A 25,947-nucleotide genomic window follows, 5' to 3' on the forward strand; every position below is an offset into this window, starting at 1 on the left:
TTCTACAAATTGTCATAAATGCGGCGGCCCATCCTGACCGCCTGGACGATCGAATCGAAGTGATCGTCCACCAACACCAGCGATGCGGCCTCCCGCGCCACATCGGTGCCCCTCGCGCCCATCGCGATGCCGATATGCGCAGCCTTGAGCGCCGGAGCATCGTTGACGCCGTCACCGGTCATGGCCACCACCTCGTTGCGCTTTTTCAGCGCCTGCACGATGCGCAGCTTCTGGCCCGGCTGCACCCGGGCGAAGATCGATGTCGAGGCGATCCGCTCATCGAGCTGACGCTCATCCATACCTTCGAGTTCCGTACCGCTGATAAGTTGCTCCGTCTCCGGCAGACCGATCTGTTCACCAATGCGGCGCGCCGTAGCCGGGTAGTCGCCGGTAATCATGATCATGCGCATCCCGGCATCCCGGCACTCTTTCAATGCCTCGGGTACACCGTTCCTGACCGGGTCTTCAAGTCCGAGCAGACCAACGAAGGTAAAGTCATAATCGTGCTGCTCTTCCGGCAGAGGACTCTTGCCGAACGGCGCTTTGGCCACACCGATCACCCTCATGCCATCCGAAGCGAGCTGCTCGACCGCCGCCTGAAGCGACGCGAGCTGCTCAGGGCTAAAATGGTAGAGATCGAAAATTGCCTCGGGTGCCCCTTTGGCGGCGATAACCATCTGGTTGCCGGTTTTTGATCGCCACACGTGTGACATGGCGAGCAGATGCTCCGACAACTGGTACTCTTTCAGCAGCTCCCAGTCACGATACAGATGTTCCGTATTGGCAAGCGCTCGCTCGCCGAGTTCACGCATCGCTTTCTCCATCGGATCGAAGGGATCGGGCGGACTGGCGAGAATGCTGTATTCAACCGTTTCATGCACCGCTTCGGGCAAACCCGCCTCATGACCGTCGAGGTCATAGAAACCACCACCGGCATGAATTTTCCTGACGCTCATCCGGTTTTCGGTCAGGGTGCCGGTTTTGTCCACGCAAAGCACCGTCGCCGCGCCAAGGGTTTCGATAGCCGTCAGCCGCCGGGTCAGCACGTTGTGGCGCGAAATCCGCCATGCACCGATGGCCAGAAAGATGAGCAGAACCATTGGAAACTCTTCCGGCAGCGTGGCCATGGCCAGCGTCAGACCGGCAAGAAGACCGTTGAGCCAGTCGTGCCTGGTCAGGCTGTAGGCGACCGCGACGATCACGCAGAGCACGACGCTGTAGATACTGATCGTCTGCACGATACGGCGCATCTGCTTCTGGAGTAGTCCCTCTTCGGGCTCAAGCCCGTGAAGAGCAGCGCTAATCATACCGATCCGGGTACGCAAACCCGTCTCAAGCACGCGCGCCATGCCTCGCCCTTTGACCACCAGCGTGCCGGAATAGACGGACGAGCGCTCCGCCTCGTCACCGGAAGGCACCGGCCCGGCATCATCCGGGCGCGACCTTTTGCTGACAGCGAAAGACTCTCCCGTCAGCAGCGATTCGTCGGTGCTGAGACCACTCGAAAAAAGCAGGACGGCATCAGCCGGCACGCGATCGCCTTCGGCAAGCAGAATGATGTCATCCCGCACCACCTCCCGCCCGGCAATGCGCTGCTGCCGCCCCTCGCGGATCACCAGCGCTCTCGGGCTGGTCAGGTCACGCAGCGTTTCGAGCGCCCGCTCCGTCCGGTTCTCCTGCACAACAGCGATGAAAATCATGACCACCACAAATCCCAGCAGCATGAGAGCATCCTCCATGCTGCCGAGCAGAAGGTAGATCAGGCCGCAGGCAATCAGCATGAGAAACATGGGTTCACGAACCACATCAATCAGCATGGCGACCCATGAGCGCTTTTTCGACGAGGGCAGCTCGTTCCACCCGTCCCGGTCAAGGCGCTCCCTGACCTCGACAGCCGAAAGGCCGGCAGGCATTCCGTTCAGTTCCGCATCCATACCTCTGCTTTGCGATTAGAAAGCTAACGGAAAGATAATGACAGAAAAGAGAACTGGCGAGGTTGAGCAGGCGAAAAAAGGGAGTCTGTAAGATACCGTGTGTAAACGGTCATAGTTTGTCCCTTCCTGAAAAAGGTTGACACCAACCAAGAGGAGTTGACCGATGGAATCGAAGCGTTACAGCAAAGCATTCAAGCTGAAAGTGGTATTGGAAATCGAAAGCGGAAAATTCGGGTCTGTAAGATAAAGTGTGTAAACGGTCATCGTGTCCTATCATGTAACAAGGAGCAAAACTATGACCAGAAAGAAAAACAAGACCCCAGACATTCAGGGCGAGCTGATCGGGCAGCTCGGCTATCCAAAGCATCTGCCCATCGTGCTGCCCAACACCGGCAACAGCCGCAACGAACACGGCATGAGCGTCCGCGACATGCAGGCCATGTTGCTGGAACTTTACCAGGTCGAAGTCTCCAAAGCACTCATCAGCAGCGTGACCGACGCGATCAAGCTGATCTATCTTGCCATGCAGAATATTGCCAAAAAATGGACGATGCCAATCAAAAACTGGGGTGCGGTCATCAATCAGTTTTCCATTACATTCGAGGGAAGGGGGGCCTCTGGTCCCTCTATGAAAACGACCGTTGACACACTTAACTGAACAGGCTCGATTTTGCATAGAGTCTCTTAATGGTTTATTAGCTTTATAGTCATATATCTCTTCTATGCGAATTTCCGTTTCCTTTCTTTACCGAACAATGAATTAATTGACCCCTGTTTATCCCGTGAATAGTTGAATTACAACCCATATAAAACTCAATCGAAAAATATCGTAAAACCAGCAAATACAAAATCTTCGACTCTCAGGTTACTGCCAATATGATCGGCAAATATATCCGTTCCGGCATGGGTATTTGGGCTTGGATTGCCACATCACCGCCATCCTCGCCATAACAAACAAATCAACGACTCCCACTTCTTCAATAAAACGGATTCAGCAGTTTGAACAGTTCTCGGCGTTTTCGGTTGTGGGCTACGACGTCGGCGAGGAGATCGGCTCGATGTTGTTTTTTGGCGGTGTAGCGCATGAAGGTGTCCACAAACCAGGAATTGTTCATGAAATGCTGAAATGCGTAACCGGGGAAATAGACCCGGCCTGAAAACTCGCCTCGCCAGAGCTGCTCGTAGCGAGTCAGCGCCGCAGATTCGTCATTGCGTTCGAGCGCGTTGGCGACCGCTTCGGCGGCGTAGCGTCCGGTTTTCAGCGCGTAGTAGATGCCTTCGCCCGTCAGCGGATCGATGAAGCTTCCGGCATCGCCCGCGAGCAGCACGTTGCCCCGGCCCCGCCGGCCCGCGAAGGAGCCGAACGGCAGCGGCCAGCTTTTGAGCGAGCCTGGCTCCATGACGGCATTCTTCAGCCTCGCCGCCGCAAATGCGTTTTCCTTGACGAAGCTCTTGAACAAGCGCTTCGTGCTTCGCTGATCGGCGAAGCGCGGCAAAAGAAACACTCCGACGTTGGCTCGCTGCTCACCGGCGGGAAAGATCCAGCCATAGCCCGGAAGCATCGCCTTGTCGTAACACAGCTCGATTGAATCACCCAGCCCTTCGACCCCCGAAAACCACGCCCGCATGGCGAATCCCTGCTGACGTTTGTCGCGGTTCCACAAATCGAGCTGTTTGGCTATCGGCGAATAGGCCCCATCAGCAGCGATGATGATTCTTCCGCAAAACTCCCCGGCTGAGGTAGCAACACCCCGTGCCCGGTCGCCATCCATGACCAGACCGGTGACGGTTGTCTTATCGAGAAAAGTGATCGAAGAGTGCTCTTTGACGCGAGAAACGAGGGAGTCGTCAAGCACCATTCTCGGAATGACGTAAGAGCTGCCGCTCAGATGGCCATTCCGCAAAATCCTGCCCTGCACTACCGTACCGCCGGGCGAAACAAAGGTCGCGCCCCTGAACTCCGTCAGGCTACCGGGCCGCTGACGGAGCAGCTCCAGCACGCCCATCTCTTCGAGCAGCTCGGTCGAAGCGGCGGTTACGCCGTCGCCGCAAATCTTCTCTCTCGGAAACCGCGCCTTGTCGATGAGCAACACGCGACGGCCCTTTTGTGCGAGAGAGAGCGCCGCCGAGCATCCCGCCGGCCCGGCTCCCGAAATCACTGCATCGTAACGCTGCATAGATCAATCGGCTTCAGGTTACCGCCTAAAGAAAAAATATACGATTCAGGGTACCAAAAAACACGTATCAATACCAGCCTCCGCTCACTCCTCCGCCAAGCCAGAAAGATATCGGTGGGCATACAGCCTGTCGATTTTCGAGAGTTCGGTGAGCTGGTCGAAGAATATTGTAGAGAGACCATATTGTGCCGGCGGATGCGCTCGATCATTGACATCCACAAGAATGCCGTCATCTCGGCATCGGCTTGCGCACGGTGAAAACGACCGGTTTGCGGAAGAGCAGCATAAGAAACAAGCATCTGTAACTTGTGATTCGGAGCCTCCTGATAAATTCGCCGCGATAGAAGGAGTGAGCAGCAACACTCCCCCTCGTAGGCCCGGTTCGAGCCTGCGAAGCTCGTCCGCCGATTGGTTCCCGTAAGTAACCGCACAGGAGGTATCGGCACACGCCCGCTGCCCCATCTCGATGTCATAACACCGTATCGCCCACAACCAGACACTGTGCCGCTGGAATGCCAAAATGTTGCAACGCGAGCAGCACCATATCGGGGGCGGGTTTGCCATTCGAAATATCGAGCCTGTTCAACTAAGTGTGTAAACGGTCGTTTTCATAGAGGCACCCTTCCCTCGAATTTAATGGAAAACTGATTGATGACCGCCCCCCAGTTTTTGATTGGCATCGTCCATTTTTTGGCAATATTCTGCATGGCAAGATAGATCAGCTTGATAATCGATTCGTCAGTCGGAAACGAGCCTTTGGTTTTCAGCACGTTGCGCAACGAGCGGTTCAGCGACTCGATGGCGTTGGTCGTGTAAATGACCTTCCGGATTTCTGGCAGATAATCGAAAAACGGGATGATGTGCTCCCAATGCCGCTGCCAGAGCTTGCTGACTGAGGGATATTTGCCGTCCCATTTGTCGGCCAAGAGGCGCAATGCCACTTCGGCGGCCTCGGCGGTTGGTGAGCCGTAAATCGTTTTCAGATCGGCACAGAACTCTTTGCGATCTTTCCACGATACGTATTTGACGGAGTTGCGCACCATGTGCACCATGCACAACTGCACCTCGGTTTTTGAGTTCGGTCATGACGCTAAGCCAGAATTTGGCCCCTTCGTTCTGCGAAATCCACAGTCCCAGCAGCTCCTTGTGGCCATCCATGGTGATGGCTAAGGCCAGATAAACAGCTTTGTTACAGGCCCGTCCGTCTTGACGGCCCTTGACGACAATGCAGTCGAAAGAGACGATGGGATAGAGCGCCTCGAGCGGGCGGTTCTGCCAGGCGCGTACGTCGTCGAGCACCGCGTCGGTCACGCTGCTGATGAGCGCTTCGGAGACTTCGACCTGGTAGAGTTCCAGCAACATGGCCTGCATGTCGCGGACGCTCATGCCGCGGGCGTCCATGGCCAGGATTTTGTCGTCGAAGCCCTTGAAGCGCGTCTGGCGCTTCGGGATCAGTTGCGGCTCGAAGCTGCCGTTGCGGTCGCGCGGAGGGCGAATGGTGAACTGATCGTTATCAACGATGATCGTTTTACTGCCGTAACCGTTACGGCTGTTCCCGCTATTCGGGACGATCGGGGTGTGCTTGGGATAGCCGAGGTGTTCATCCAGTTCACCTTCGAGTGCCTTTTCGATTAAGCGCTTTTTGAACTGGTCGAACAGGCCACCTTTGTCAAAAAGGGCTTGGGGGCTGCCGCTTTCTCGCAGAAGCTGCCCGATCAGCTCGCCCTGAATGTCCGGGGTCTTGTTTTTCTTTCTGGTCATAGTTTTGCTCCTTTTTCAATGATAGGAAACTATGACCGTTTACACACTTTATCTTACAGACCCGAAATATCCTGTGCTCCGGCAATGAAAGAGAAATGATCGACAATACCGAACTGACGCATCCTGGACAAAAGTCCCTGTCGGCTTTTGCTTGAGGCAATCGCAAGCAGGGAGTTCTGCCTCAACTGTTCCTGGGTCTCTTTGACTCCCGGAAAAAGGCAAGTCGAGTCGAAAGCGATCTCTTTGTAATACCTCCGGTAGAGTTCGACCGCCGCCGCTGCATCTCCGGCCTCAAGACCAAGTCCTATTTCAATGGTACGCAGCAACGACAAACCGATCGTTGGTCTGGCTTTCACACAGTCAACTTCCGAAAGCCCGAACTCTTTGGCCACAAGCTGCATTGCACCCATGATACTTGCTTCGCTGTCGGCCAGCGTGCCATCGAAATCAAAAACAAGCAGTCTGTAGTTCATTTATCACCCTCACGACTCAACAACCGACTCCCCTCACGCTTTTTCACATTCCGGAGATCATGTACGGCAACGAAAGCACATCGCCTTGCGCACAAACTCTTTACTCGCCGGGCTGTGAACTGCTCAGGAGTTCAAGGTGCGTAGCTCTACGTACATTCGACACCAGATGCCCTAAACCTGATTCCATTCACTCGCGCCACTCATGCTCAAAATTAAACAAACTCGAGACATTGAACCGCAGTAACAAGCCTTGCGGTATCTCTTCCCGGCCGTTTCCCTGATCGGCAACGTCTCCGGGCTCACATCTTCCTGCCAAACCGGCGGTACAGCGCGGAAACCCATAAGACGCAGAAAAGCAGATACATGGCAAGAGTGGTCAGGGGATGATCGAGCCTCGAAGCGTTTCCGAGTGAAACCTGAAAGGACTGGTTGATGAAGTCGAGCACGAACAGCAGAGTGCCGGAACCGAAGAGCAGCATACCGCTTCTGACATAATGCAGGGTGTCGTGAATGCGTTCCGGCGCCAGCCAGTACTCCTTGTTGGGAATGTTCAGCCATGAAAGATGGCCCGGCCTCAGGAGGCGGTTCACCACAACGAACATTACAATGCAAAGACCGGTAATGATGAAGTACCAGAGGAAAAAGACCGTTTTCGGGCCCCAGGCATCCGGTTTTCCCGAAAAGCCGAAATGGGTAGCGATCTCTTCGGGCAGGATGACGTAGTGGTAGATGGCATGACCCACCAGAAGAGCGCTGAGCAACGAAAAGAGCGCCAGGGCCAGAGGATGGTTGTTTTGTTTGGGTGTCATCGAAGGTTCCCTTATGCTGGTTGACTGAAAAAGCGGATCGACTGACAAGATAACGCTCAACGCAAAAAGCTTGCTGTTGGAAAAATTGACAAGGGCGCGCAGGGGAAACGATGGGAAAGCTTCCTGAAATAACCGGGACTACCGATGCAATGAGGATTGTCCGGCTCGGTGCAGGCGATTTCGTCAACCAGCCACTGCTTACCGTCGTTGTGCAACAGGGCGGAAAAATCCTCGTAGTGGAAGAAGCCATCCACCGAGCGCGGTAGGGTATGCACCCACGCCCATCCCCCGCTGACATTCATTGTTTTCACGACAAATATCACGTCGATACCATGCAACTCCTTTATTTTCAAGCGCATGGCATCGAGAATCGCCCGGCGCTCCGCGCTGCCCGGCGACGGGGTATGGAGATTTCGGGTTATGCCCTGACCCGAACGTGCCTGCAACGGGCTTGCGGGCAGAACTGACAGCAGCAGAAAAAGAGCCAGAAGCGGCACACGAAGAGCTTGTTTGTCTGTCATGGCAAAGTGGATTCAGGCTTATCTTTTTGAATTTTAATATAACGCAAACAAAAGCCTGTTTCACGCTTCCGGTCAACACAGATCAGGAAATGCTGTTTGACCAATCAAATTCGCAAGGGCAGCTCACAACGCTCTCCTGTATCCCCATCGTTGAGTCATCTCTTCCCGGGCGAGAAGGGCTGTCAGCGCGGCTTAACCGGAAAACATGTTTTTTTCGGCAGTTGTTTTTTCAGCGTGCTAAATTCGGTACTTTATGGTTCATTGGAAAGTGCGCCTTGTGCCGCCGGAACAGTTACGAAACATCGAGAAATCAAGGGTTACATGCTCAAAATTATTGCAAAGATTTTTGGATCGAAGCACGAAAAAGACATCAAGAAAATCCAGCCGATCGTCGATAGAATCAATGAGATTTATGGTACGCTCAACGCTCTGCCGGACGAAGCATTTCGCAACAAAGGAGTTGAGCTGCGCAAAAAGGTGCGTGACAAGCTCATCCCGTTTGAAACAAAAATAAAAGAGACCGAGCACAAGCTCGAGCGTCCGGACATGAGCCACGAGGAGCACGAGAAGCTGAACATTGAGCTCGAACAGCTCCGCAACAAATATGAAGAGGCCACGGCAGCCATTCTCGACGAGGTGCTTCCAGAAACGTTCGCTCTGGTGAAGGAGACTTGCCGTCGCCTGAAGGGTCACACCTACACAGTGATGGGTCACGAAATGGTGTGGGACATGGTGCCTTACGACGTGCAGCTCATCGGCGGTATCGTACTGCATCAGGGCAAAATCGCGGAGATGGCTACCGGTGAAGGCAAAACGCTGGTCTCCACCCTGCCGGTCTTCCTGAATGCCCTGACCGGGCGCGGCGTGCATGTAGTGACGGTCAACGAGTACCTGGCCCAGCGCGACATGGAGTGGATGCGACCGGTTTACGAATATCACGGACTCTCGACCGGCGTAATCCTTGCGGGCCTCTACTCCAACCAGCGACGCAACGCGTACCTTTGCGACATCACGTGGGGCACCAACAGCGAGTTCGGCTTCGACTACCTGCGCGACAACATGGCAGGCTCCGAGGAGGAGATGGTGCAGCGCGACTTCTACTTTGCCATCGTTGACGAAGTGGACAGCGTGCTGATCGACGAAGCCCGCACGCCGCTGATCATCTCCGGCCCTGTCCCCAACTCCGATACCGACACCAAATACCGCGAAATCAAGCCCTGGATCGAACAGCTCGTGCGAGCGCAGCAGAACCTCGTGGCTACCCTCCTGGATCAGGCTGAAAAAACCCTGAAAGAGAAACCGAACGATTTCGATGCCGGTCTGGCGCTGTTACGTGTCAAGCGCGGCCAGCCGAAAAACAAGCGCTTCATCAAGATGCTCTCACAGCCCGGCATCGGCAAGCTCGTCCAGTCGGTCGAAAACGAATACCTGAAGGACAACTCATCCCGCATGCACGAAGTGGACGACGAACTCTTCTATGCGGTGGATGAAAAAGCCAACACGATTGACCTCACCGAAAAGGGGCGCGAGTTTCTGGGCAAGCTGAGCCATCAGGATCAGGATCTCTTCCTCCTGCCCGACGTGGGCAGCGAAATCGCGGCGATCGAAGCTGACAAAAATCTCCAGCCGACCGACAAAATCCGCAAAAAGGACGAGGTCTATCGCCTCTACTCCGAACGCTCGGACAGCCTTCACACCATCGGACAGCTCCTCAAAGCCTACACGCTTTTCGCAAAAGATGACGAGTACGTGGTGCAAAATGGGCAGGTGATGATCGTGGACGAGTTCACTGGTCGCGTGCTCGCCGGACGCCGTTACAGCGACGGATTGCATCAGGCCATCGAGGCCAAGGAGAATGTCAAGATCGAGGGCGAAACGCAGACGATGGCCACAATCACCATCCAGAACTACTTCCGCCTCTACAGCAAGCTGGCTGGCATGACCGGTACGGCAGAGACCGAGGCTTCGGAGTTCTTTGAAATCTACAAGCTCGACGTGGTGGTCATTCCAACCAACCACCCGATTGCGCGCCACGACCAGGACGACCTTGTCTACAAGACACGCCGCGAGAAGTACAACGCCATTGTCAACAAGGTGCAGGAACTGAATGCCAAGGGTCAGCCGGTACTGGTCGGCACGGCGAGCGTCGAGGTCTCGGAGACGCTGTCGAGAATGCTGCGTGCCAAGCGCATCCAGCACAACGTGCTCAATGCCAAGCAGCACGCCCGCGAAGCGGAAATCGTTGCGATGGCCGGCCAGAAGGGCGCGGTGACTATAGCCACCAACATGGCCGGACGAGGCACCGACATCAAGCTCGGCCCTGGAGTGCGCGAGATGGGTGGTCTCTTCATTCTCGGCTCGGAACGGCATGAATCGCGCCGCATCGACCGCCAGCTTCGCGGACGCGCCGGACGCCAGGGCGACCCCGGTGAATCGATCTTCTACGTCTCGCTCGAAGACGACCTGATGCGCCTGTTCGGCTCGGATCGCGTTATTGCGGTGATGGACAAGCTGGGCCACGAAGAGGGCGATGTGATCGAGCACTCGATGATCACCAAATCGATCGAGCGCGCGCAGAAGAAGGTTGAAGAGCAGAACTTCGCCATCCGCAAGCGCCTGCTTGAATATGACGATGTCATGAACCAGCAGCGCGAGGTGATCTACACCCGCCGCCGCAAGGCGCTCAAGATGGGACGTCTGAAGAACGACATCATGGATCTTTTGCAGGACTATTGCTACACCGTGGCCAAGAAGTTCCACGAGTCGAACGATCCTGCGGGGCTGGAAGAGCAGGTGTTGCGCGAGCTTTCTGTCGAGTTCCACGTCGAGGCGTCAGCCTTCGAGCGCGAGCCGTTCGAGCAGACCGCCGAAGCGCTTTACAAAGCCGCCAGCGAATTCTACCACCGCAAGGAAAACTCGCTCCCTGACGAGATCATGCAGCAAATCGAAAAGTATGCCGTCCTGTCGGTGATCGACCAGAAGTGGCGCGAACACCTGCGCGAAATCGACAGTTTGCGCGAGGGCATCAACCTGCGCGCCTACGGCCAGAAAGATCCGCTACTCGAATACAAGCAGGAGGCCTACAAACTCTTCGTCGAACTGCTGCGGGAAATCGAGCACGAAACCCTGTCGGTGGCATTCAGGCTCTTCCCGGTCTCGCAGGATGAGTCGGAGGAGATCGAAGCTCGACAGCGTCGGCAGGCAGTGCGCCAGGAACGCCTCGTGGCGCAGCACGCCGAAGCAGAGAGCACCTACAAAATCGCCGCGGATGGCGGAATGAACGCTACGCTCTGGATGCCCGGCGACGAGATCGTCGTTCAGCAACCGGTGCGAACCGAAAAAAAACCGGGCCGTAACGACGACTGCCCCTGCGGCAGCGGCAAGAAATACAAAAACTGCTGCGGCGCAAATGAGTAACCTTGCAGGGGCGGGTCTTGTGCCCGCCCTGTTTTGTGGACGATGTAGACAATGAGTTTTATTTTCAACCCTGTTTGGCCTACACGTCCTGTTCGACCTGTTAGACCTATAAAAATTTCCACCATACCATGAGCACCGAACCTGAAGTGAACCTGAAGCTGGCCCAGGAGCATGGCCTGAACGAAGAGGAGTACGCTAAGATTTGTGAAATCCTTGGCCGGACGCCCTCCTTTACCGAGTTGGGCATCTACTCAGTGATGTGGTCCGAGCATTGCAGCTACAAGAACTCCATCGCCGTGCTCAAGACCCTGCCGCGCGACGGTGCTTCGCTGCTCACGCAGGCAGGCGAGGAGAACGCTGGCCTTGTCGATATTGGCGACAACCTCGCTGTGGCATTCAAGATCGAGTCGCACAACCACCCTTCAGCAGTCGAACCTTACCAGGGCGCGGCCACGGGTGTCGGTGGTATCCATCGCGACATCTTCACGATGGGCGCAAGGCCGGTGGCGTCGCTTGACTCGCTGCGCTTCGGCTCGCCGCGCGACCCTCGTGTGCGTTACCTCGTGGACGGCGTGGTGCGAGGCATCGGCGACTACGGCAACTCGTTCGGGGTGCCGACCGTTGGCGGCGAAATCTACTTCGAGGATTGCTACACCGGCAACCCGCTGGTCAACGTCATGTCGGTCGGCCTCGTGGAGCATCACAAAACCGTGAGCGCCACGGCCTGGGGCAAGGGCAATCCGGTACTGATCGTCGGTTCATCGACTGGCCGCGACGGCATCCACGGCGCAACCTTCGCATCGGAAGACCTCAGCGAGGCATCGGAAGACAAGCGACCGAGCGTGCAGGTGGGCGATCCCTTCGCCGAGAAGCTGCTGCTCGAAGCCACGCTCGAAGCGATCGCGACCGGCGCAGTGGTAGGCTTGCAGGACATGGGCGCAGCTGGGCTGACCAGCTCCACCTCAGAGATGAGCGCGCGCGGCATCGAGAAAACCGGCAGCGGCGGCATCGAGATCGACCTCGACTTGACGCCCGCCCGCGAAAAGGGCATGACCGCCTACGAGCTGATGCTTTCGGAGTCACAGGAGCGGATGCTGATCGTAGCCGAGAAAGGGCGCGAGCATGAGATCATCGACGTCTATAAAAAGTGGGATGTGAGCGCCGTGGTGATCGGACAGGTGACGGACGACAACATGCTGCGCGTACGCCATCACGGCGAGGTGGTCGCAGAGATTCCGGCCACCTCACTCGTACTCGGCGGCGGCGCGCCGGTCTACATCCGCGAGGCAGTCGAGAAAAAGCCTGACACTCCGGCGGCAGACCTCGTGGCCGACGACTCGCTCGACTTCAAGGCGCTCTCGCTGCAACTGCTCTCCCGCCCGAACATCGCCAGCAAGGCGTGGGTCTACCAGCAATACGACTCGATGGTGCAGACCAACACCGTCACCCCGGCGGGCCAGACCGACGCGGCGGTCATCCGCATCAAGGGCACCAAAAAGGGTCTCGCAATGAAGACCGACTGCAACTCGCGCTACGTCTATCTCAATCCGAAAGCGGGCGGCGCGATCGCCGTGGCCGAGTGCGCGCGCAACATCGCCTGCACCGGCGCAAAACCGCTCGCCGTGACCAACTGCCTGAACTTCGGCAATCCCTACAAGCCGGAGGTTTACTTCCAGTTCAAAAGCGCCGTCGAAGGCATAGGCGATGCCTGCCGCATGTTCGACACACCCATAACCGGCGGTAATGTAAGCTTCTACAACGAGACCTCGCTTGGCGGTGGACGCACGGCGATCTATCCGACACCGACCATCGGCATGATCGGTCTGCTCGACAATATCGACAATCTGGTGGAATCGACCTTCCGAAAGGCGGGCGACGCCATCGTGCTGCTCGGCGCTCCGGAACTCTCGCTCGACGGCTCGGAGTACCTCGTGATGCAATACGGCACGCCGGGCACAGACTCTCCCGCTGTCGATCTGAACCATGAGAAAAACCTTCAGGAACTGCTCGTCACGCTCGCCTCAAAGAAGCTCATCAACTCTGCGCACGACGTTTCAGATGGTGGTCTTGCGGTCACGCTTGCCGAAAAGTCGATCATGAACCGCGAGCGGATGCTCGGCTTCGAGGTCGATCTCGAATGCTCCTGCAAGGAGGGCACGGCCATCCAGAAGCAGCTCTTCTCTGAGGCGCAGGGGCGCGTAGTGATCTCGGTCGATCCCGGCAGGGTCGGGGCGGTCATCGAAGAGGCCGACCGCCTGAACATACCAGGACGTGTTATCGGCAAGGTGACGCCAGAGGGCGCAAGCATCGCCGTAAACGGCAAGCCTGTGGCGGAGTTTATGATTGACGAACTGCTGCACGCTTACGGGCATGCGCTTGAATCGGCGTTGCATCTCGAAGAATTGTAAAAGAGACAAAAAATGAATCCGGTATTAACGGCGCGGGAAATGAGCCTTGCAGATCGGGCGGCCATCGAGGAGCTGCGCACCGGGGAAACCCGGCTGATGGAGCTTGCCGGGCGCGAAACCGTGAGGATGATCGCCGAGCGGTTCGAGAGCGGGCGAAGCCTCGACGGGCTTTCGGCGTTCGTCGTCTGCGGCAAGGGCAACAACGGCGGCGACGGCTTCGTCGTGGCGCGCCACCTCCTGAACAAAGGCGCGCGGGTCGATGTGCTGCTCGTCTGGCCGGAGGATGATCTGGCCGGAGTAAACCTCGAAGGGCTGCACATCCTCAAGGCATACCGGCGCTACAACGAGGGCCTCAGAATTTTTGCCGGCATTGACGAGGCTCGCACAGCTGTTGGGGCAACCGAATACCAGGTCGTCGTGGACGCCATTTTCGGTACCGGCATCAGGATCGATCCTGACAACCCGCAACTTCCGGAACCGGCAAAATCGGCCATCGAACTCATCAATTTTGTCAACACCCACTCTAAAGCCGTTACGGTGGCAGTCGATATTCCCTCTGGACTCGACGCAACGAACGGACGTTGCGCCAATCCCTGCGTCAAGGCGGACATGACCGTCACCATGGCCTTCCTCAAGACCGGATTTTTTCAGAATTCTGGCCCATCGCTCTGCGGAGAGATTCAGACCGCAGAAATCTCGATACCGGAGTTCCTGGTTGAACCAACCTCCTGCCTGCTGGTGGACGAAACCTTCGCGGCGGAAAGCTATCTGTTGCGCGACCCGTCGAGCGCCAAGCATCTGAACGGGAAGGTACTGCTCGTCACCGGCTCGGCTGATGGCGGCGGCTCGATGCTCGGCGCAGCCCTGCTCGCGTCCCGCGCGGCCGTCAAAACCGGGGCAGGTTACGTCTGCTGCTCGCTGCCGGACGGCCAGGCATCGGTGATGCACAGCTTCGCCCCAGAAGTCGTGGTGATCGGGCGAGATATGATTTCCATCATCGAAAAGGCGAAATGGGCTGATGCGATTGTTATCGGCTGCGGCCTGGGGCGCAGCGAAGAGGCGCAGGAGCTGGTCGAAACACTGCTCTGCACACCCGAGATCGCTAGCAAAAAGCTGGTGCTTGACGCCGACGCACTCTACGCCATCGCCGAGCGAAATCTGTTCAACAGAGTAACCGCCCTCGAAGACGCTGTGCTAACGCCACACGCGGGCGAATGCAGCCGGTTGTCCGGCCTGTCGGTCGAGGACATCATGCTCTCACCGATCGACACGGCGCGGATGCTCGCCGAGGAGTGGAACGCCAACCTGCTCCTCAAAGGCACACCGACCTTCGTCGCTGCGCCGTCGGGCATGGTGCTTATCTCGAACAGCGGCACCGAAGCGCTTGCTTCGGCAGGCACGGGCGACGTACTCTCCGGCATGATCGGCGCGCTGGCCGCAAAAGGCCTCGACACCCACGAAGCCGCAGCCGCAGCCGCTTGGCTGCACGGCAGAGCCGGAGATCTCGCATCGAACGTTTCAAGCCTTGTATCATCAGTGGATGTGCTACAGGCCATCCCCCAGGCTGTACTGGAGTTGTTCGAAAGCGAGGAGTAACGGCACAAAAGATAAAAGCAAAAAGGGAGCGAGTGCTCCCTTTTTGCTTTATGCCTTTGCCGACAAAATCTGCAAACGCTCACGACCCGGCGTTATTCTTCAAAAAGCGTTTGATATTTCTCGCGGCCTGACGGATTCGCTCTTCGTTCTCGATCATCGCCACACGAACATACTCATCGCCATAAGTGCCGAAGCCAATACCGGGGCTGACCGCAACCTTGCCTTCGATGAGCAGCTTTTTACTGAATTCGAGGCTGCCCATGGCGCGCATCTGTTCGGGAATTCTCGCCCAAACGAACATCGATGCCTTCGGAGAAACAATATCCCAACCTGCATTGGCGAAGCTTGAAATGAGCACGTCACGCCGTTTGCGATACACCTCCCTGATCTCCCGGACGCAGCTCTGGTCTCCGGTGAGCGCGATCGTCGCGGCAACCTGGATCGGCGTGAAGGTGCCATAATCGAGCCAGCTCTTGATTTTTTCGAGAGCACCGACAAGCTTGGCGTTACCGACCATGAAGCCCATGCGCCAGCCGGCCATGTTGTAGGTCTTTGAAAGCGTGTAGCTTTCGACAGCCACATCTTTCGCCCCCGACACCTGGAGGATAGAGGGAGTCACATAACCGTCGAAGGTAATCTCGGCATAGGCAATGTCACTGATAATGTAAAATCGCTCTCTGCGCGCCAGCTCGACCAGACGCTCGTAAAACGGGAGCTCAACCGTAGCCGTCGTCGGGTTGTTCGGGAAGTTGACCACGAGATACTTCGGCTTGGGCGACGATTCGCGAAGAGCGGTTTCGACATTATGAAAAAAGGCCTCCTCGTCGAGCGTGTAGTCCTCGTTCATCTCCAGCTTCATGCGATGCACGTTGCCGCCAGCGAGAATGAACGCCTGCGAGTGAATAGGATAGCAGGGATCGGGTACAATGGCCAGATCGCCCGGATTAGTGATCGCCTGCACCAGATGAACGTAGCCCTCTTTCGAACCCATCGTTACCACCACCTCGCGGTCGAGATCGAGATCGACATTGTACTTGTCGCGGTACCAGCCGCCGATAGCTCCGCGAAGCTTGTAAATCCCCTTCGAAACCGAATAGCCATGCGTCTTGGGTTTGCTAACACTCTCGACAAGCTTGTCAACAATGTGCTGGGGTGTCGGTCCGTCAGGATTGCCCATCGAAAAATCGATAACATCCCTCCCTGCCCGACGTTCAGCCATTTTCAGCTCGTTGACGGCGGCAAACACATATTTTGGAAGTCTCTTGATCCTGTCAAATTCTATCTCGTCGAACATGGTTTCTGGTTTCGGAATATCGTTGAAACAGCTACACTAAATTTTTATTAAAGCAAACCCAATCATAAACAAAATGCTGTTGATCTCCATAGAAGAACTACCAAAAAAAACCTGCCGTTTGTTACCAGACCAGGAAGCTCCCGACTCATCCGTTTTTTACAACTGCGACGTGCAATTCGGGCACCGCACAGCTTTGAGCGGGATAATCGAGAAGCAGAAAGGGCACTCTTTGGTCTGAGGTGCGACGGCTGGAGCGGCTGACTTTTCGCTCAGGCTGCGAAGCCTATTGATCGACCGGACAAGGAGAAACACGGCAAAGGCCATGATCAGAAAGCCGATAAGCGCATTGACGAACAGGCCGTAATTGAGCGTGACCGCGCCGGCGGTTTTGGCGTCAGCCAATGCGATATAGGGCCCTGGTGGAGTACCCTCTTTCAGGACGACAAAAAGATTTGAAAAATCAACCCCTTTCAAAAGAAGGCCAAGCGGCGGCATCAGAAGATCGTTCACCAGAGAATTGACCAACGCCCCAAAGGCGCCACCAATGATGATGCCAACAGCCATATCAACTACATTGCCCTTGAGGGCAAACTCTCTGAACTCTTTCAGCATAGTCGTCTTTGTTTGTTGTTTATCCGATTGTACATGTTACACTGATACGACATTCCGGGAAGGCCAAAAAATAAACCCCCTTAATTGGACATTAGTGTATTTTTTGTTACAATTAAAACTCATGTCTTTGCAGAACCCGCACGAATTCATCCAAAAACAGCAGGCACTCCCGAAACCTTGACGTAGAATCTTACTGTATCACCGCAGCCAAACGGCTCACCGGCGTTCGAAACGTCAGGCAGTTTCCAGGATACCATAACATCAGCAGTCATCAATCGATGGAGCATACTATCCGTACAGATTCATTGAAGCGGCAGCTCGAACAAACGACAGGCAACCATTACGCCTGCTGCTATCAATGCGGCAAATGCACCGCGGGATGTCCCGCCGGGGGCTTCATGGACAACCCGCCAGCCAGAATCATGCGCCTCGTGCAGGCCGGCTACGTCGAGGAGGCCATGCAGAGCGATTCTCTCTGGTATTGCATCGGCTGCATGACCTGTACAGCCCGTTGCCCGCAGAACATGGAGATCGCCGGCACAATGGATGCCGTCAGGGAAATGGCTCTAAAAAGCGGAATCATCTCCTCCGATAAGGCCAAAAAGCTGGTCACCGCCTTCCATACCTCGTTCCTCAACACGGTACGCAAGAGCGGCCGCTTGCAGGAACTCGCGCTCGTCAACAGCTACAAGCTGCGCACCCGCACCTTTTTGCAGGACGCCGGCGCTGGCCTCAAAATGATAAAGCAGGGCAAAATCAATCCGGTGACGGCTATCACGGCAAAAGAGACCGTCGAACAGAAGGGGCAGATTGAGAAAATTTTCAAGATTGCTGAACAGGAAAGTCATACGGCTGCGCCAAAACGCAAGCCTGTCAAGCGCACCTTCAAAGCCAACGAACCGGTCAGGATCACTCCCGGCATGACCATCGGCTACTATCCCGGCTGCTCGCTCTCCGGCACAGCCAAGGATTACGACATCTCCATCCGCAAGATGTGCGACCGGCTTGGCATAAGGCTCCATGAAATCGAGGACTGGAACTGCTGCGGCGCGAGTTCGGCTCACGCCACCAACCACAAGCTCTCAGTGCTTCTGCCTGCGAGAAACCAGGCGCTGGCCGACCAGCAAGGCTTCGACTACGTACTCGCCCCCTGCGCCGCCTGCCTGAACCGCCAGGTGACTGCCCGAAAAGCGCTCATGGAGTCAGAAGAGCTGCGCAACGAGCTGAAGAGCATAATGGGACGCGACACCGAATGCAAGGCGCAGTTCATCGGCATCATGCAGGTGCTCGAAGGCATGGATCCCGAAGAGATCAAAAAACGGGTCACCCACCCGCTCAAGGATATGCCGCTGGCCTGCTACTACGGCTGCCTGCTGGTGCGTCCTTTCGATGCGATGGGTTACGACGACCCGGAAAATCCGACCAAGATGGAGGCAATCATCGAGGCGCTCGGCGCCAAGCCGGTTGACTGGGCCTACAAGGTCGAGTGCTGCGGCGCGGGCCTGACGATGGCCCAGCAGGAGATGATCGAAGATCTGACCCACAAGATCGCCAAAAACGCAACCGTCAACGGTGCGGGCGGTTTCGTCGTGGCCTGTCCGCTCTGCCACACCAACCTCGACATGCGTCAGGAAGGAATGCGCAAACGGTACAACGACGTCGGCGAGATGCCGGTGTACTACATTTCCGATCTGGTCGCGATGGCTTGCGGCGCGAGTCCTGAAGAGGTCGCACTCGACAAACACTTCGTTCCGGCAACCGGCATGGTCAGAAACCATTAATGCGCTCGCAGTGTATGAGAAAAAAAGCTGTTTGAATCGTACATTAAGAGTTCTAATCAGGTGGTTTTTCCGACCGGCTCCGGCAACATCCCGTCATCCAGCGGGATACTCCCCTGACCAGGCGATACCTGCGTCAGCGTCCTGCTCGCTCAGGATGAACATCTGAACAAACAGGAGAGAGAAGCCGGAAAGGGAATTTCAATACGCAAAGCTTGAACTGCACTGCTGAAAACAGCGGTATTCGGGGCTGATTGTCCCCATAGTCTGGCGGCATGCGGTGCTTTTCGCTCCGATGCCGGAAACAATATCAACTCAGGGCTTCAGGATGGCAAAAATAGGAGTCTTTGTTTGTCACTGCGGTGAAAATATCGCCTCGAAGGTCGATACGGGCAACCTTGTCAAGGCATTGTCCGACCATCCCGGCGTGGAAATCTGCAACGAGTATAAATATTTCTGCTCCGATCCCGGGCAGGAAACGGTCAAACGCGCGATCCGGGAGAACAACCTGACGGGCGTCGTGGTGGCAGCCTGTTCGCCGAGGATGCACGAAACGACCTTCCGCAAGGCGTGTGCCGAGGCCGGACTCAACCCGTATATGCTCGAACTGGCCAACATCCGCGAGCAGTGCTCATGGGTGCATTCGGACAAGGATCAGGCTACTAAAAAGGCGATCGAGATCACCCGCTCGCTGGTCGAAAAGGTCAAGCGAAACAACGAGTTGAAGCCGATCTCCGTGCCGATCACCCGACGCGCTCTGGTCATCGGCGGCGGCATCGCGGGCATCCAGGCCGCGCTCGACATCGCCGGAGCCGGACGCGAAGTGATTCTGGTCGAACGTGAGCCATCGATTGGCGGCCACATGTCACAACTCTCCGAAACCTTCCCGACGCTCGACTGCTCACAGTGCATCCTGACGCCGCGCATGGTCGAGGCGATCCAGCATCCGAACATCACGGTACTGACCTACTCCGAAGTCGAAGAGGTTGACGGCTATATCGGCAACTTCAGGGTAAAGGTGCGCAAGAAGGCGCGCTACGTCGATATAGACAAGTGCACCGGCTGCGGCGACTGCATCCAGAAGTGCCCGGTCAAAAAGATTCCGAGCGAGTTCGAGTGCGGCCTCGGCAACCGCACGGCGATTTATACGCCATTCGCGCAGGCCGTGCCGAACGTGCCGGTGATCGACAAGAACCGCTGCACCTACTTCAAAAACGGCAAGTGCAAAATCTGCCAGAAGACCTGCCAGATCGAGAACTGCATCGATTTCGAGATGCAGGACACCTTCGAGGAGTACGAGGTTGGCGCGATTGTCGTAGCCACCGGCTTCCAGATTCAGGACACGAGTGTGTACGGCGAATACGGTTACGGCAAGTACAAGGACGTGATTACCGGCCTCAGCTTCGAACGGCTCGCCTCGGCCAGCGGCCCGACTGCCGGAAAGATTCTGCGCCCGTCGGACGGCAAGGAACCGGAGACCGTGGTCTTCATCCAGTGCGCCGGTTCGCGCGATCCGTCGAAAGGCGTCAAATACTGCTCCAAGATTTGCTGCATGTACACGGCAAAACACGCCATGCTCTATGCGCACAAGCACCATGGCAGCAACAGCAAGATTTTCTACATGGACATCCGCGCCGCGGGCAAAGGGTACGACGAGTTCACCCGCCGTGCCATCGAAGAGGATGAGGCCGAGTACCTGAGGGGCCGTGTCAGCAAGGTGTTCGAAGAGAACGGCAAGCTGATCGTGCGCGGCGTCGATACGCTGCTCGGCAAGCCGGTCGAGGTGGCTGCCGATATGGTGGTGCTCGCCACGGCCATCGTCCCGCAGCCGGACGCAAAGGAGTTTGCCAAACGCATCGGCATCGGCTACGACGAGTACGGTTTCTACAACGAAGCGCACCTGAAGCTGCGCCCGGTCGAAACCGCCACCGCCGGCATCTACCTCTGCGGTGCATGCCAGTCACCGAAAGATATTCCCGATTCGGTCGCTCAGGCTTCAGCGGCAGCAGCCAAGGTGCTCGGCCTGTTCAACCGCGAACAGCTCGAACGCGAGCCGGTAGTGGCTGCTGTCGGCGAATCGACCTGCGCCGGATGCTGGGGCTGCGTCTATGCCTGTCCGTACAACGCTATCGAGCAGAAGGAGATCAGGGACCGCAACGGCAACCTTATCAAGGAGGTCGCCAGCGTCAATCCGGGCCTCTGCCAGGGATGCGGCACCTGCGTGACCTTCTGCCGATCGAACAGTATCGATCTGGCGGGATTCACCGAAAAGCAGATATTCGCCGAAGTGATGGCGCTCTGACAATATGCCAAACGCCGTAACAGCAACCTGAACTCAACCAAGCGACCGAATCAGCCGATGAGCGAACCATTCGAACCGAAAATCGTGGCTTTTGTCTGCACCTACTGCACCTACGCGGGCGCTGACCTCGCGGGCACGAGCCGTCTGAACTATGCGCCAAACGTCAGAATCGTGCGTCTCCCCTGCACGGGACGCATCAGCCCGATGTTCATCCTCAAAGCGTTGCAGAAAGGAGCCGATTCAGTGCTCGTGAGCGGCTGCCACCCCGGTGACTGCCACTTCACCGCGGGCAACTACCACGCCCGCCGCCGCTGGACGGTCTTCCGCGCCCTGCTCTCCTTCACCGGCATCCCGGAAGAGCGCATCCGCTTCTCGTGGATCAGCGCCGCCGAGGGGGCCAAGTTCGCCGAACTCATCAACGAAATCACTGACGACACCCGCAAGCTCGGGCCGTTCACGCAGTACCAGGAGCTGCAGAAAGTCATCGAAACCCAGTCGACGTATTAATCAATGGGAATACAGGAACAATACAGAAGTGAAGCGGCAGCGCTGCTCTCGTCGGGCGAAGTGAAGCTGGTCATCGGCTTCAGCGCGGGTTCGACCGCCGACCGACGACGTCCGTTTTTCGCCCGCACGCCCGAAGAGGCCGAAAAGTTCGTGCTCGACGCGGCCTGCATCGCCAACCTCTCGACCTACCTGGTCGCCGAAGGGCTGCTTTCGGACGGCAAGAAAGTCGGTGTTTTCCTCAAGCTGGACGGCATCCGCAGCGTCAATATTCTCATCTCCGAAGCCCAGCTCAAGCCGGAGCAGGTCGTGATTCTCGGTTACGCCATCGAAAACGGCAAGGATGTCGTACCTCTCGAAGGCCGTAACATTTCCGATTTCAACATTGGCGAAAAAATCCGGAGCCATACGCCACCCCCACACGTCATCGAGGCCGCTGAAAAGATTGAAGCGATGAGCGCACAGGAGCGGTTCGAGTTCTGGAAAGAGGAGTTCGCGAAGTGTATCAAGTGCTACGCCTGCCGTCAGGTCTGCCCGATGTGCTACTGCCGCCGCTGCATCGTGGACGTCAACCAGCCGCAGTGGATCAGCACCTCGTCGCACACCCTCGGCAACTTCGAATGGAACCTCGTCCGCGCCTTTCATCTGGCCGGACGCTGCGCGGCCTGCGGCGCCTGCGACCGAGCCTGCCCGGTGAACATCCCGCTCCGGCTCCTCAACTACCGCATGGGCAAGGAGGTGCGCAGCGCCTTCGATTACGTCGCTGGCGAAAACAGCGATCAGAAACCGGTGCTCGCGAGCTTCAAGCAGGACGATCCCGAGACCTTCATTCTTTAAGCATCCGGACAAGCATGACCAGAATACTTCTCAGGAACAAACTCGACGAGTGCCTTGCCGCGTGGCAAAAAGCCGGATTCAGCGTGCTGGCGCCCGTGAAGCGCCACGAGATGAGTTGCTTCGGCGAGGTGCAGAAGTCGGGCGACATGGCCCTCGACCTCGTTCTAACCGAGCGCACCATCAAGGATCAGTTCTTCCCGCAGACCGAGCCGCTCATCAAATACAGGATTGGCAAACAGCAGATCGACAGCGAAACCATGACGCCGCCCGAAAAGAAGCGCGTCTTCTTCGGCGTGCGTCCGTGCGATGCGTCAGGCCTCGCCATCGACGACCCGCTCTTCGGCTGGGACTACAAGGACGACTACTGGTTCCGCCGCCGCGAAAAATCGGTAATCGTCACCATCGCCTGCGCCCAGGCGGACGACTTCTGCATGTGCACCTCGGTGAAACTCTCGCCCGATAGCACCAAAGGCGCGGACGTGATGCTCCGCCCGCTCTCGGACGGCAGCGGCTGGCAGGTCGAAGCCGTCTCGGATCGAGGCACTGCGCTGGTGGACACCGTTTCGTCGCTCCTGCAGGAAAGCTCAGCCGAAGCTGCGCCCGTGCCGCAGGTCGCTGAAAAGTTCGATGTCGAAAAGGTGATGGAGTGGCTCGCCGACAAGGAAAACTTCGAAAGCCAGTTCTGGAAAGATATCGCCCTGCGCTGCGTCGGCTGCGGAAGCTGCACCTTCCTCTGCCCCACCTGCCACTGCTTCGACATCCAGGACGAGGGCGACACCTATCAGGGTATCCGTCGCAAAAACTGGGACAGCTGCTCCTTCCCGCTCTTCACGATGCACACCTCCGGCCACAACCCGCGGAACACGCAATCGACCCGGTGGCGGCAACGCATCATGCACAAGTTCAACTACTACCGTGGCAAGTTCGGCGTCAACAGTTGCTCCGGCTGCGGCCGCTGCACCCGCCAGTGCCCGGTGGACATGGGTATTACTGAAACTCTGCAAGCGATTACAAATTTACCGAGGTGACACAAGACCGATACCATACCCACGACATGATCTACAGCCCGTTTCCGATGCGGGTTGTGTCAAAGCGCGCTGAAGCTCCCGGCGTCAACACCCTCAAGCTCGAATTCGTCAAACAGGAAGATCACGAGTTTTTCAAGGCTAATTACCGGACCGGTATGTTCGGCCTCTACGGTGTCTTCGGCGAGGGCGAAAGCACCTTCTGCGTCGCCAGCCCGGAGACCCGAAAGGAGTACATCGAATGCACCTTCCGCCAGTCGGGGCGCGTCACTTCGACGCTCGCCAACACCGACGCGGGCGACATCGTAACCTTCCGCGGCCCCTACGGCAACCGCTTTCCGATCGAAGAGTTCGAGGGCAAGAACCTGCTCTTCATCGCCGGCGGCATCGCCCTGCCGCCGACGCGCAGCGTCATCTGGTCGTGCCTCGACCAGCGGGAGAAGTACCGCGACGTGACCATCGTTTATGGCGCGAGAACCGTAGCCGACCTCGTCTATAAAAACGAGCTCGACGAATGGAAACAGCGCGACGACGTGCGTCTCGTGCTGACGGTCGATCCCGGAGGCGAAACCCCCGACTGGCAGGATCACGTCGGCTTCGTGCCGACGGTGCTCGAACAGGCCGCCCCGTCGCCGGAGAACACCATCGCCGTGCTCTGCGGCCCGCCGATCATGATCAAATTCACGCTAACCGCGCTCGAAAAGCTTGGCTTCACGGCGGAGAACGTTTACACCACGCTGGAGAACCGGATGAAATGCGGAATAGGCAAATGCGGCCGCTGCAACGTCGGTTCGATCTACATCTGCAAAGAGGGACCGGTGTTCACAGCAGCCGAAGTGCAGGCCATGCCGCAAGCTGATCTGTAAGATATTTGAAAATGGACACAAAAAGGGGGCGGAAACGCTCCCTTTTTTTATGCAAATCATTTCTGATTCTTCATGATTTTCCCCACCCCAACATCATTCTTATATTCCGGCACCATTGAAGACACTGAACACTTCAGATACGCGCCATGAAACTTATCGTCGGCCTTGGCAACCCGGAACTTCGGCACGCGGCAACGAGGCATAATATCGGATTCGACGTCATCGACCATCTTGCAGGAAGCTCGACATTCTCATCGGGCAAGGGAAATTACCGGTTCACAAAGATCACCGCACCGGGCGGGCCGCTGATTCTGGTCAAGCCGATGACCTACATGAACCTTTCGGGTCATGCCGTCGTTGCGGCGATGAATTTCTGGAAGATCGAACGCGAGAATTTGCTCGTGATTTGCGACGACGTGAACATTCCGCTGGGGACGATCCGGATTCGGGCGAAAGGTTCGGCGGGAGGTCAGAACGGGCTGAAACACATTATCCAGAGCCTCGGTAGCGAGGAGTTCGCGCGGCTGCGCGTCGGGGTTGGGGGGGAGAACATGCCTGCGTCGCTCTCGTCGTTCGTGCTGTCGAAGTTTACCGCAGAAGAGCGCAAATGCATCGACAAGGTGATTCCGGTGTGCGCCGACGCGGTACTCGACTTCGCCTCGCTGGGCGTCGAACATGCAATGACAAAATATAACGGGCAGGTCTGTTAAACAGCGGCGAGTTGAGGCATGGTGTCAACGCTTTCAGGCAGAGACTGCAAGCTGACGTTACAGAGGAATTTGATCGCGCGTGAGTTGAACTCCTGGGGCTGGTCAATGTTGCAAACATGCCCCGAATTGCTGATGACCTCAAGGTAGGAGTTGGTGTGACGCTTGACAATATACTTGACCGCAGGCAAGAACATGTAATCCTCGTCGCCCATGAGATAGAGCGTCGGAATGCCGGTATCCTTCTCTTCGAAATATTTGAGCAGCGGATTCAGTTCGTAGGTGAGCGTGAACCAGCGCATGAACTCCTTCTGCGCAACCTTCTTGGCTTCGTTCACGAACATGATGCGGGACTTGCGGTGACGGGCTTTCGGCATGATGATCCACGCGAAGAAACGGTAGAGCCACATATAGGGCACCAGACTTTTGAAAAAATTGCCGACAGCCACCAGCACCTTGGCCCGCACATTGAGGCGGATGATCGCGCCCCCCATCACCATCGACGCTACTCGCTCCGGGGCCAGTTCGCCGAGATTTCTGATAATGATGGTGCCAAGCGAGATACCGATGAAATGCGCCTGCTGGATTTGCAGGTCGTCAAGCACCTCAATGATGTCGCGCGTGATCACCTCGAAGTTGTAATGCCGCACCTCTTTGGATGTGGTGATATGCTTGGAGCGGCCGTGGCCGCGAAGATCGACCAGAAGGACGTTGAAGTGTTTGACGAACTCCTTGATCTGCAAAAACCAGATGGCGGAGCTTCCTCCGGCGCCATGCACGAACACCACCCACGGGGCATCTTCGGCAATCACATGTTTTTTGTAGTGTAGCATGGCGAGGTTACAGATAAGGAACAGTAATGGAGGGAACAACCGGGAAAAAGATCAGAAATACTAAAATCCGTCCTGAATATACCACAAATAAAA

21 protein-coding genes and 1 pseudogene are annotated in these 25,947 nt (G+C 56.8%); 12 read left to right on the plus strand and 10 right to left on the minus strand.

Annotation, left to right across the window (positions count from 1 at the left end):
* Positions 1-2: 2 nt before the first annotated feature.
* Positions 3-1,934 carry a cation-translocating P-type ATPase gene (locus tag AYT24_RS05560; RefSeq protein ID WP_226986768.1) on the minus strand — a complete coding sequence of 644 codons (1,932 nt, stop codon included), beginning with the start codon at positions 1,932-1,934 and terminating at the stop codon, positions 3-5.
* Between the two features lie 295 nt (positions 1,935-2,229).
* On the opposite strand from AYT24_RS05560, the gene AYT24_RS05565 reads away from it, so the two are divergent.
* The gene (locus AYT24_RS05565) at positions 2,230-2,592 is read left to right on the plus strand and encodes a transposase (RefSeq protein WP_010932901.1); all 363 of its coding nucleotides are present in this window, start codon (positions 2,230-2,232) and stop codon (positions 2,590-2,592) included.
* 319 nt (positions 2,593-2,911) lie between these two features.
* Here AYT24_RS05565 and AYT24_RS05570 read toward each other — a convergent pair whose 3' ends face one another.
* The gene (locus AYT24_RS05570; RefSeq protein WP_010932902.1) at positions 2,912-4,111 is read right to left on the minus strand and encodes a geranylgeranyl reductase family protein; all 1,200 of its coding nucleotides are present in this window, start codon (positions 4,109-4,111) and stop codon (positions 2,912-2,914) included.
* Positions 4,112-4,225: 114 nt separating this feature from the next.
* On the opposite strand from AYT24_RS05570, the gene AYT24_RS05575 reads away from it, so the two are divergent.
* Complete coding sequence (locus tag AYT24_RS05575; protein WP_164926784.1) at positions 4,226-4,369, plus strand: hypothetical protein; 144 nt, start codon at positions 4,226-4,228, stop codon at positions 4,367-4,369.
* A gap of 211 nt (positions 4,370-4,580) precedes the next feature.
* On the opposite strand, the gene AYT24_RS10635 is transcribed toward AYT24_RS05575, so the two are convergent.
* The 5 genes and pseudogenes from AYT24_RS10635 to AYT24_RS05600 all read right to left on the minus strand — a co-directional run bounded on the left by AYT24_RS10635 (position 4,581) and on the right by AYT24_RS05600 (position 7,675).
* Positions 4,581-4,655 carry a hypothetical protein gene (locus AYT24_RS10635; RefSeq protein ID WP_264357671.1) on the minus strand — a complete coding sequence of 25 codons (75 nt, stop codon included), beginning with the start codon at positions 4,653-4,655 and terminating at the stop codon, positions 4,581-4,583.
* A 64-nt stretch (positions 4,656-4,719) separates the two neighbouring features.
* Positions 4,720-5,872: pseudogene (locus tag AYT24_RS05585) on the minus strand (IS256 family transposase).
* A gap of 53 nt (positions 5,873-5,925) precedes the next feature.
* Positions 5,926-6,345, minus strand: coding sequence for an HAD family hydrolase (locus tag AYT24_RS05590; RefSeq protein WP_010932905.1), 420 nt, complete (start codon positions 6,343-6,345; stop codon positions 5,926-5,928).
* Between the two features lie 299 nt (positions 6,346-6,644).
* Positions 6,645-7,154 (minus strand): DUF1648 domain-containing protein, encoded by a 510-nt coding sequence (locus AYT24_RS05595; RefSeq protein WP_164927006.1) that lies wholly within the window; start codon positions 7,152-7,154, stop codon positions 6,645-6,647.
* A 56-nt stretch (positions 7,155-7,210) separates the two neighbouring features.
* The gene (locus AYT24_RS05600) at positions 7,211-7,675 is read right to left on the minus strand and encodes a hypothetical protein (protein WP_226986769.1); all 465 of its coding nucleotides are present in this window, start codon (positions 7,673-7,675) and stop codon (positions 7,211-7,213) included.
* Positions 7,676-7,996: 321 nt separating this feature from the next.
* On the opposite strand from AYT24_RS05600, the gene secA reads away from it, so the two are divergent.
* The 3 genes from secA to AYT24_RS05615 all read left to right on the plus strand — a co-directional run bounded on the left by secA (position 7,997) and on the right by AYT24_RS05615 (position 15,096).
* Positions 7,997-11,092 carry a preprotein translocase subunit SecA gene (secA, locus tag AYT24_RS05605; RefSeq protein WP_010932908.1) on the plus strand — a complete coding sequence of 1,032 codons (3,096 nt, stop codon included), beginning with the start codon at positions 7,997-7,999 and terminating at the stop codon, positions 11,090-11,092.
* A gap of 128 nt (positions 11,093-11,220) precedes the next feature.
* The gene (gene purL / locus AYT24_RS05610; protein WP_010932909.1) at positions 11,221-13,500 is read left to right on the plus strand and encodes a phosphoribosylformylglycinamidine synthase subunit PurL; all 2,280 of its coding nucleotides are present in this window, start codon (positions 11,221-11,223) and stop codon (positions 13,498-13,500) included.
* A 12-nt stretch (positions 13,501-13,512) separates the two neighbouring features.
* Positions 13,513-15,096 carry a bifunctional ADP-dependent NAD(P)H-hydrate dehydratase/NAD(P)H-hydrate epimerase gene (locus tag AYT24_RS05615; RefSeq protein ID WP_010932910.1) on the plus strand — a complete coding sequence of 528 codons (1,584 nt, stop codon included), beginning with the start codon at positions 13,513-13,515 and terminating at the stop codon, positions 15,094-15,096.
* Positions 15,097-15,175: 79 nt separating this feature from the next.
* On the opposite strand, the gene AYT24_RS05620 is transcribed toward AYT24_RS05615, so the two are convergent.
* Entirely contained in the window at positions 15,176-16,390 is a 1,215-nt protein-coding gene (locus AYT24_RS05620) for an LL-diaminopimelate aminotransferase (protein WP_010932911.1), read from the minus strand.
* A gap of 156 nt (positions 16,391-16,546) precedes the next feature.
* Positions 16,547-17,002, minus strand: a complete 456-nt coding sequence (gene mscL, locus AYT24_RS05625; protein WP_010932912.1) for a large-conductance mechanosensitive channel protein MscL — start codon at positions 17,000-17,002, stop codon at positions 16,547-16,549.
* 278 nt (positions 17,003-17,280) lie between these two features.
* Here mscL and AYT24_RS05630 point away from each other — a divergent pair, with 278 nt between their 5' ends.
* The 7 genes from AYT24_RS05630 (at position 17,281) to pth (ending at position 25,024) form a co-directional block, all read left to right on the plus strand.
* Positions 17,281-18,783, plus strand: coding sequence for a heterodisulfide reductase-related iron-sulfur binding cluster (locus AYT24_RS05630; protein ID WP_010932914.1), 1,503 nt, complete (start codon positions 17,281-17,283; stop codon positions 18,781-18,783).
* A gap of 325 nt (positions 18,784-19,108) precedes the next feature.
* Positions 19,109-21,082, plus strand: coding sequence for a CoB--CoM heterodisulfide reductase iron-sulfur subunit A family protein (locus AYT24_RS05635; RefSeq protein ID WP_164927008.1), 1,974 nt, complete (start codon positions 19,109-19,111; stop codon positions 21,080-21,082).
* Positions 21,083-21,139: 57 nt separating this feature from the next.
* Positions 21,140-21,589: a hydrogenase iron-sulfur subunit gene (locus AYT24_RS05640; RefSeq protein ID WP_010932916.1), complete on the plus strand. Its 450-nt coding sequence runs from the start codon at positions 21,140-21,142 to the stop codon at positions 21,587-21,589.
* A 3-nt stretch (positions 21,590-21,592) separates the two neighbouring features.
* On the plus strand, positions 21,593-22,423 hold the full coding sequence (locus tag AYT24_RS05645; protein ID WP_010932917.1) for a 4Fe-4S dicluster domain-containing protein: 831 nt from the start codon (positions 21,593-21,595) through the stop codon (positions 22,421-22,423).
* A 14-nt stretch (positions 22,424-22,437) separates the two neighbouring features.
* Positions 22,438-23,451, plus strand: a complete 1,014-nt coding sequence (locus AYT24_RS05650) for a 4Fe-4S dicluster domain-containing protein (protein WP_010932918.1) — start codon at positions 22,438-22,440, stop codon at positions 23,449-23,451.
* A gap of 26 nt (positions 23,452-23,477) precedes the next feature.
* Entirely contained in the window at positions 23,478-24,314 is an 837-nt protein-coding gene (locus tag AYT24_RS05655) for an FAD/NAD(P)-binding protein (RefSeq protein WP_010932919.1), read from the plus strand.
* Between the two features lie 146 nt (positions 24,315-24,460).
* On the plus strand, positions 24,461-25,024 hold the full coding sequence (pth, locus tag AYT24_RS05660; RefSeq protein WP_010932921.1) for an aminoacyl-tRNA hydrolase: 564 nt from the start codon (positions 24,461-24,463) through the stop codon (positions 25,022-25,024).
* Here pth and AYT24_RS05665 read toward each other — a convergent pair.
* Positions 25,021-25,854 carry an alpha/beta fold hydrolase gene (locus tag AYT24_RS05665; protein ID WP_010932922.1) on the minus strand — a complete coding sequence of 278 codons (834 nt, stop codon included), beginning with the start codon at positions 25,852-25,854 and terminating at the stop codon, positions 25,021-25,023. The two genes, pth and AYT24_RS05665, sit on opposite strands and share 4 nt — an antisense overlap.
* Between the last annotated feature and the right edge of the window lie 93 nt (positions 25,855-25,947).

Source organism: Chlorobaculum tepidum TLS (assembly GCF_000006985.1).
Taxonomy (GTDB): Bacteria; Bacteroidota; Chlorobiia; order Chlorobiales; family Chlorobiaceae; genus Chlorobaculum; species Chlorobaculum tepidum.

Coding starts and splice junctions, on each gene's coding strand:
- AYT24_RS05565 (WP_010932901.1), top strand. CDS start 2,230: ATGACCAGAAAGAAAAACAAGACCCCAGACATTCAGGGCGAGCTGATC.
- AYT24_RS05600 (WP_226986769.1), bottom strand. CDS start 7,675: ATGACAGACAAACAAGCTCTTCGTGTGCCGCTTCTGGCTCTTTTTCTG.
- AYT24_RS05615 (WP_010932910.1), top strand. CDS start 13,513: ATGAATCCGGTATTAACGGCGCGGGAAATGAGCCTTGCAGATCGGGCG.
- AYT24_RS05650 (WP_010932918.1), top strand. CDS start 22,438: ATGACCAGAATACTTCTCAGGAACAAACTCGACGAGTGCCTTGCCGCG.
- secA (WP_010932908.1), top strand. CDS start 7,997: ATGCTCAAAATTATTGCAAAGATTTTTGGATCGAAGCACGAAAAAGAC.
- purL (WP_010932909.1), top strand. CDS start 11,221: ATGAGCACCGAACCTGAAGTGAACCTGAAGCTGGCCCAGGAGCATGGC.
- AYT24_RS05570 (WP_010932902.1), bottom strand. CDS start 4,111: ATGCAGCGTTACGATGCAGTGATTTCGGGAGCCGGGCCGGCGGGATGC.
- AYT24_RS05590 (WP_010932905.1), bottom strand. CDS start 6,345: ATGAACTACAGACTGCTTGTTTTTGATTTCGATGGCACGCTGGCCGAC.
- AYT24_RS05630 (WP_010932914.1), top strand. CDS start 17,281: ATGGAGCATACTATCCGTACAGATTCATTGAAGCGGCAGCTCGAACAA.
- AYT24_RS05645 (WP_010932917.1), top strand. CDS start 21,593: ATGGGAATACAGGAACAATACAGAAGTGAAGCGGCAGCGCTGCTCTCG.
- mscL (WP_010932912.1), bottom strand. CDS start 17,002: ATGCTGAAAGAGTTCAGAGAGTTTGCCCTCAAGGGCAATGTAGTTGAT.
- AYT24_RS05665 (WP_010932922.1), bottom strand. CDS start 25,854: ATGCTACACTACAAAAAACATGTGATTGCCGAAGATGCCCCGTGGGTG.
- AYT24_RS05560 (WP_226986768.1), bottom strand. CDS start 1,934: ATGGATGCGGAACTGAACGGAATGCCTGCCGGCCTTTCGGCTGTCGAG.
- AYT24_RS05640 (WP_010932916.1), top strand. CDS start 21,140: ATGAGCGAACCATTCGAACCGAAAATCGTGGCTTTTGTCTGCACCTAC.
- pth (WP_010932921.1), top strand. CDS start 24,461: ATGAAACTTATCGTCGGCCTTGGCAACCCGGAACTTCGGCACGCGGCA.
- AYT24_RS05620 (WP_010932911.1), bottom strand. CDS start 16,390: ATGTTCGACGAGATAGAATTTGACAGGATCAAGAGACTTCCAAAATAT.
- AYT24_RS05595 (WP_164927006.1), bottom strand. CDS start 7,154: ATGACACCCAAACAAAACAACCATCCTCTGGCCCTGGCGCTCTTTTCG.
- AYT24_RS05655 (WP_010932919.1), top strand. CDS start 23,478: ATGATCTACAGCCCGTTTCCGATGCGGGTTGTGTCAAAGCGCGCTGAA.
- AYT24_RS05635 (WP_164927008.1), top strand. CDS start 19,109: ATGGCAAAAATAGGAGTCTTTGTTTGTCACTGCGGTGAAAATATCGCC.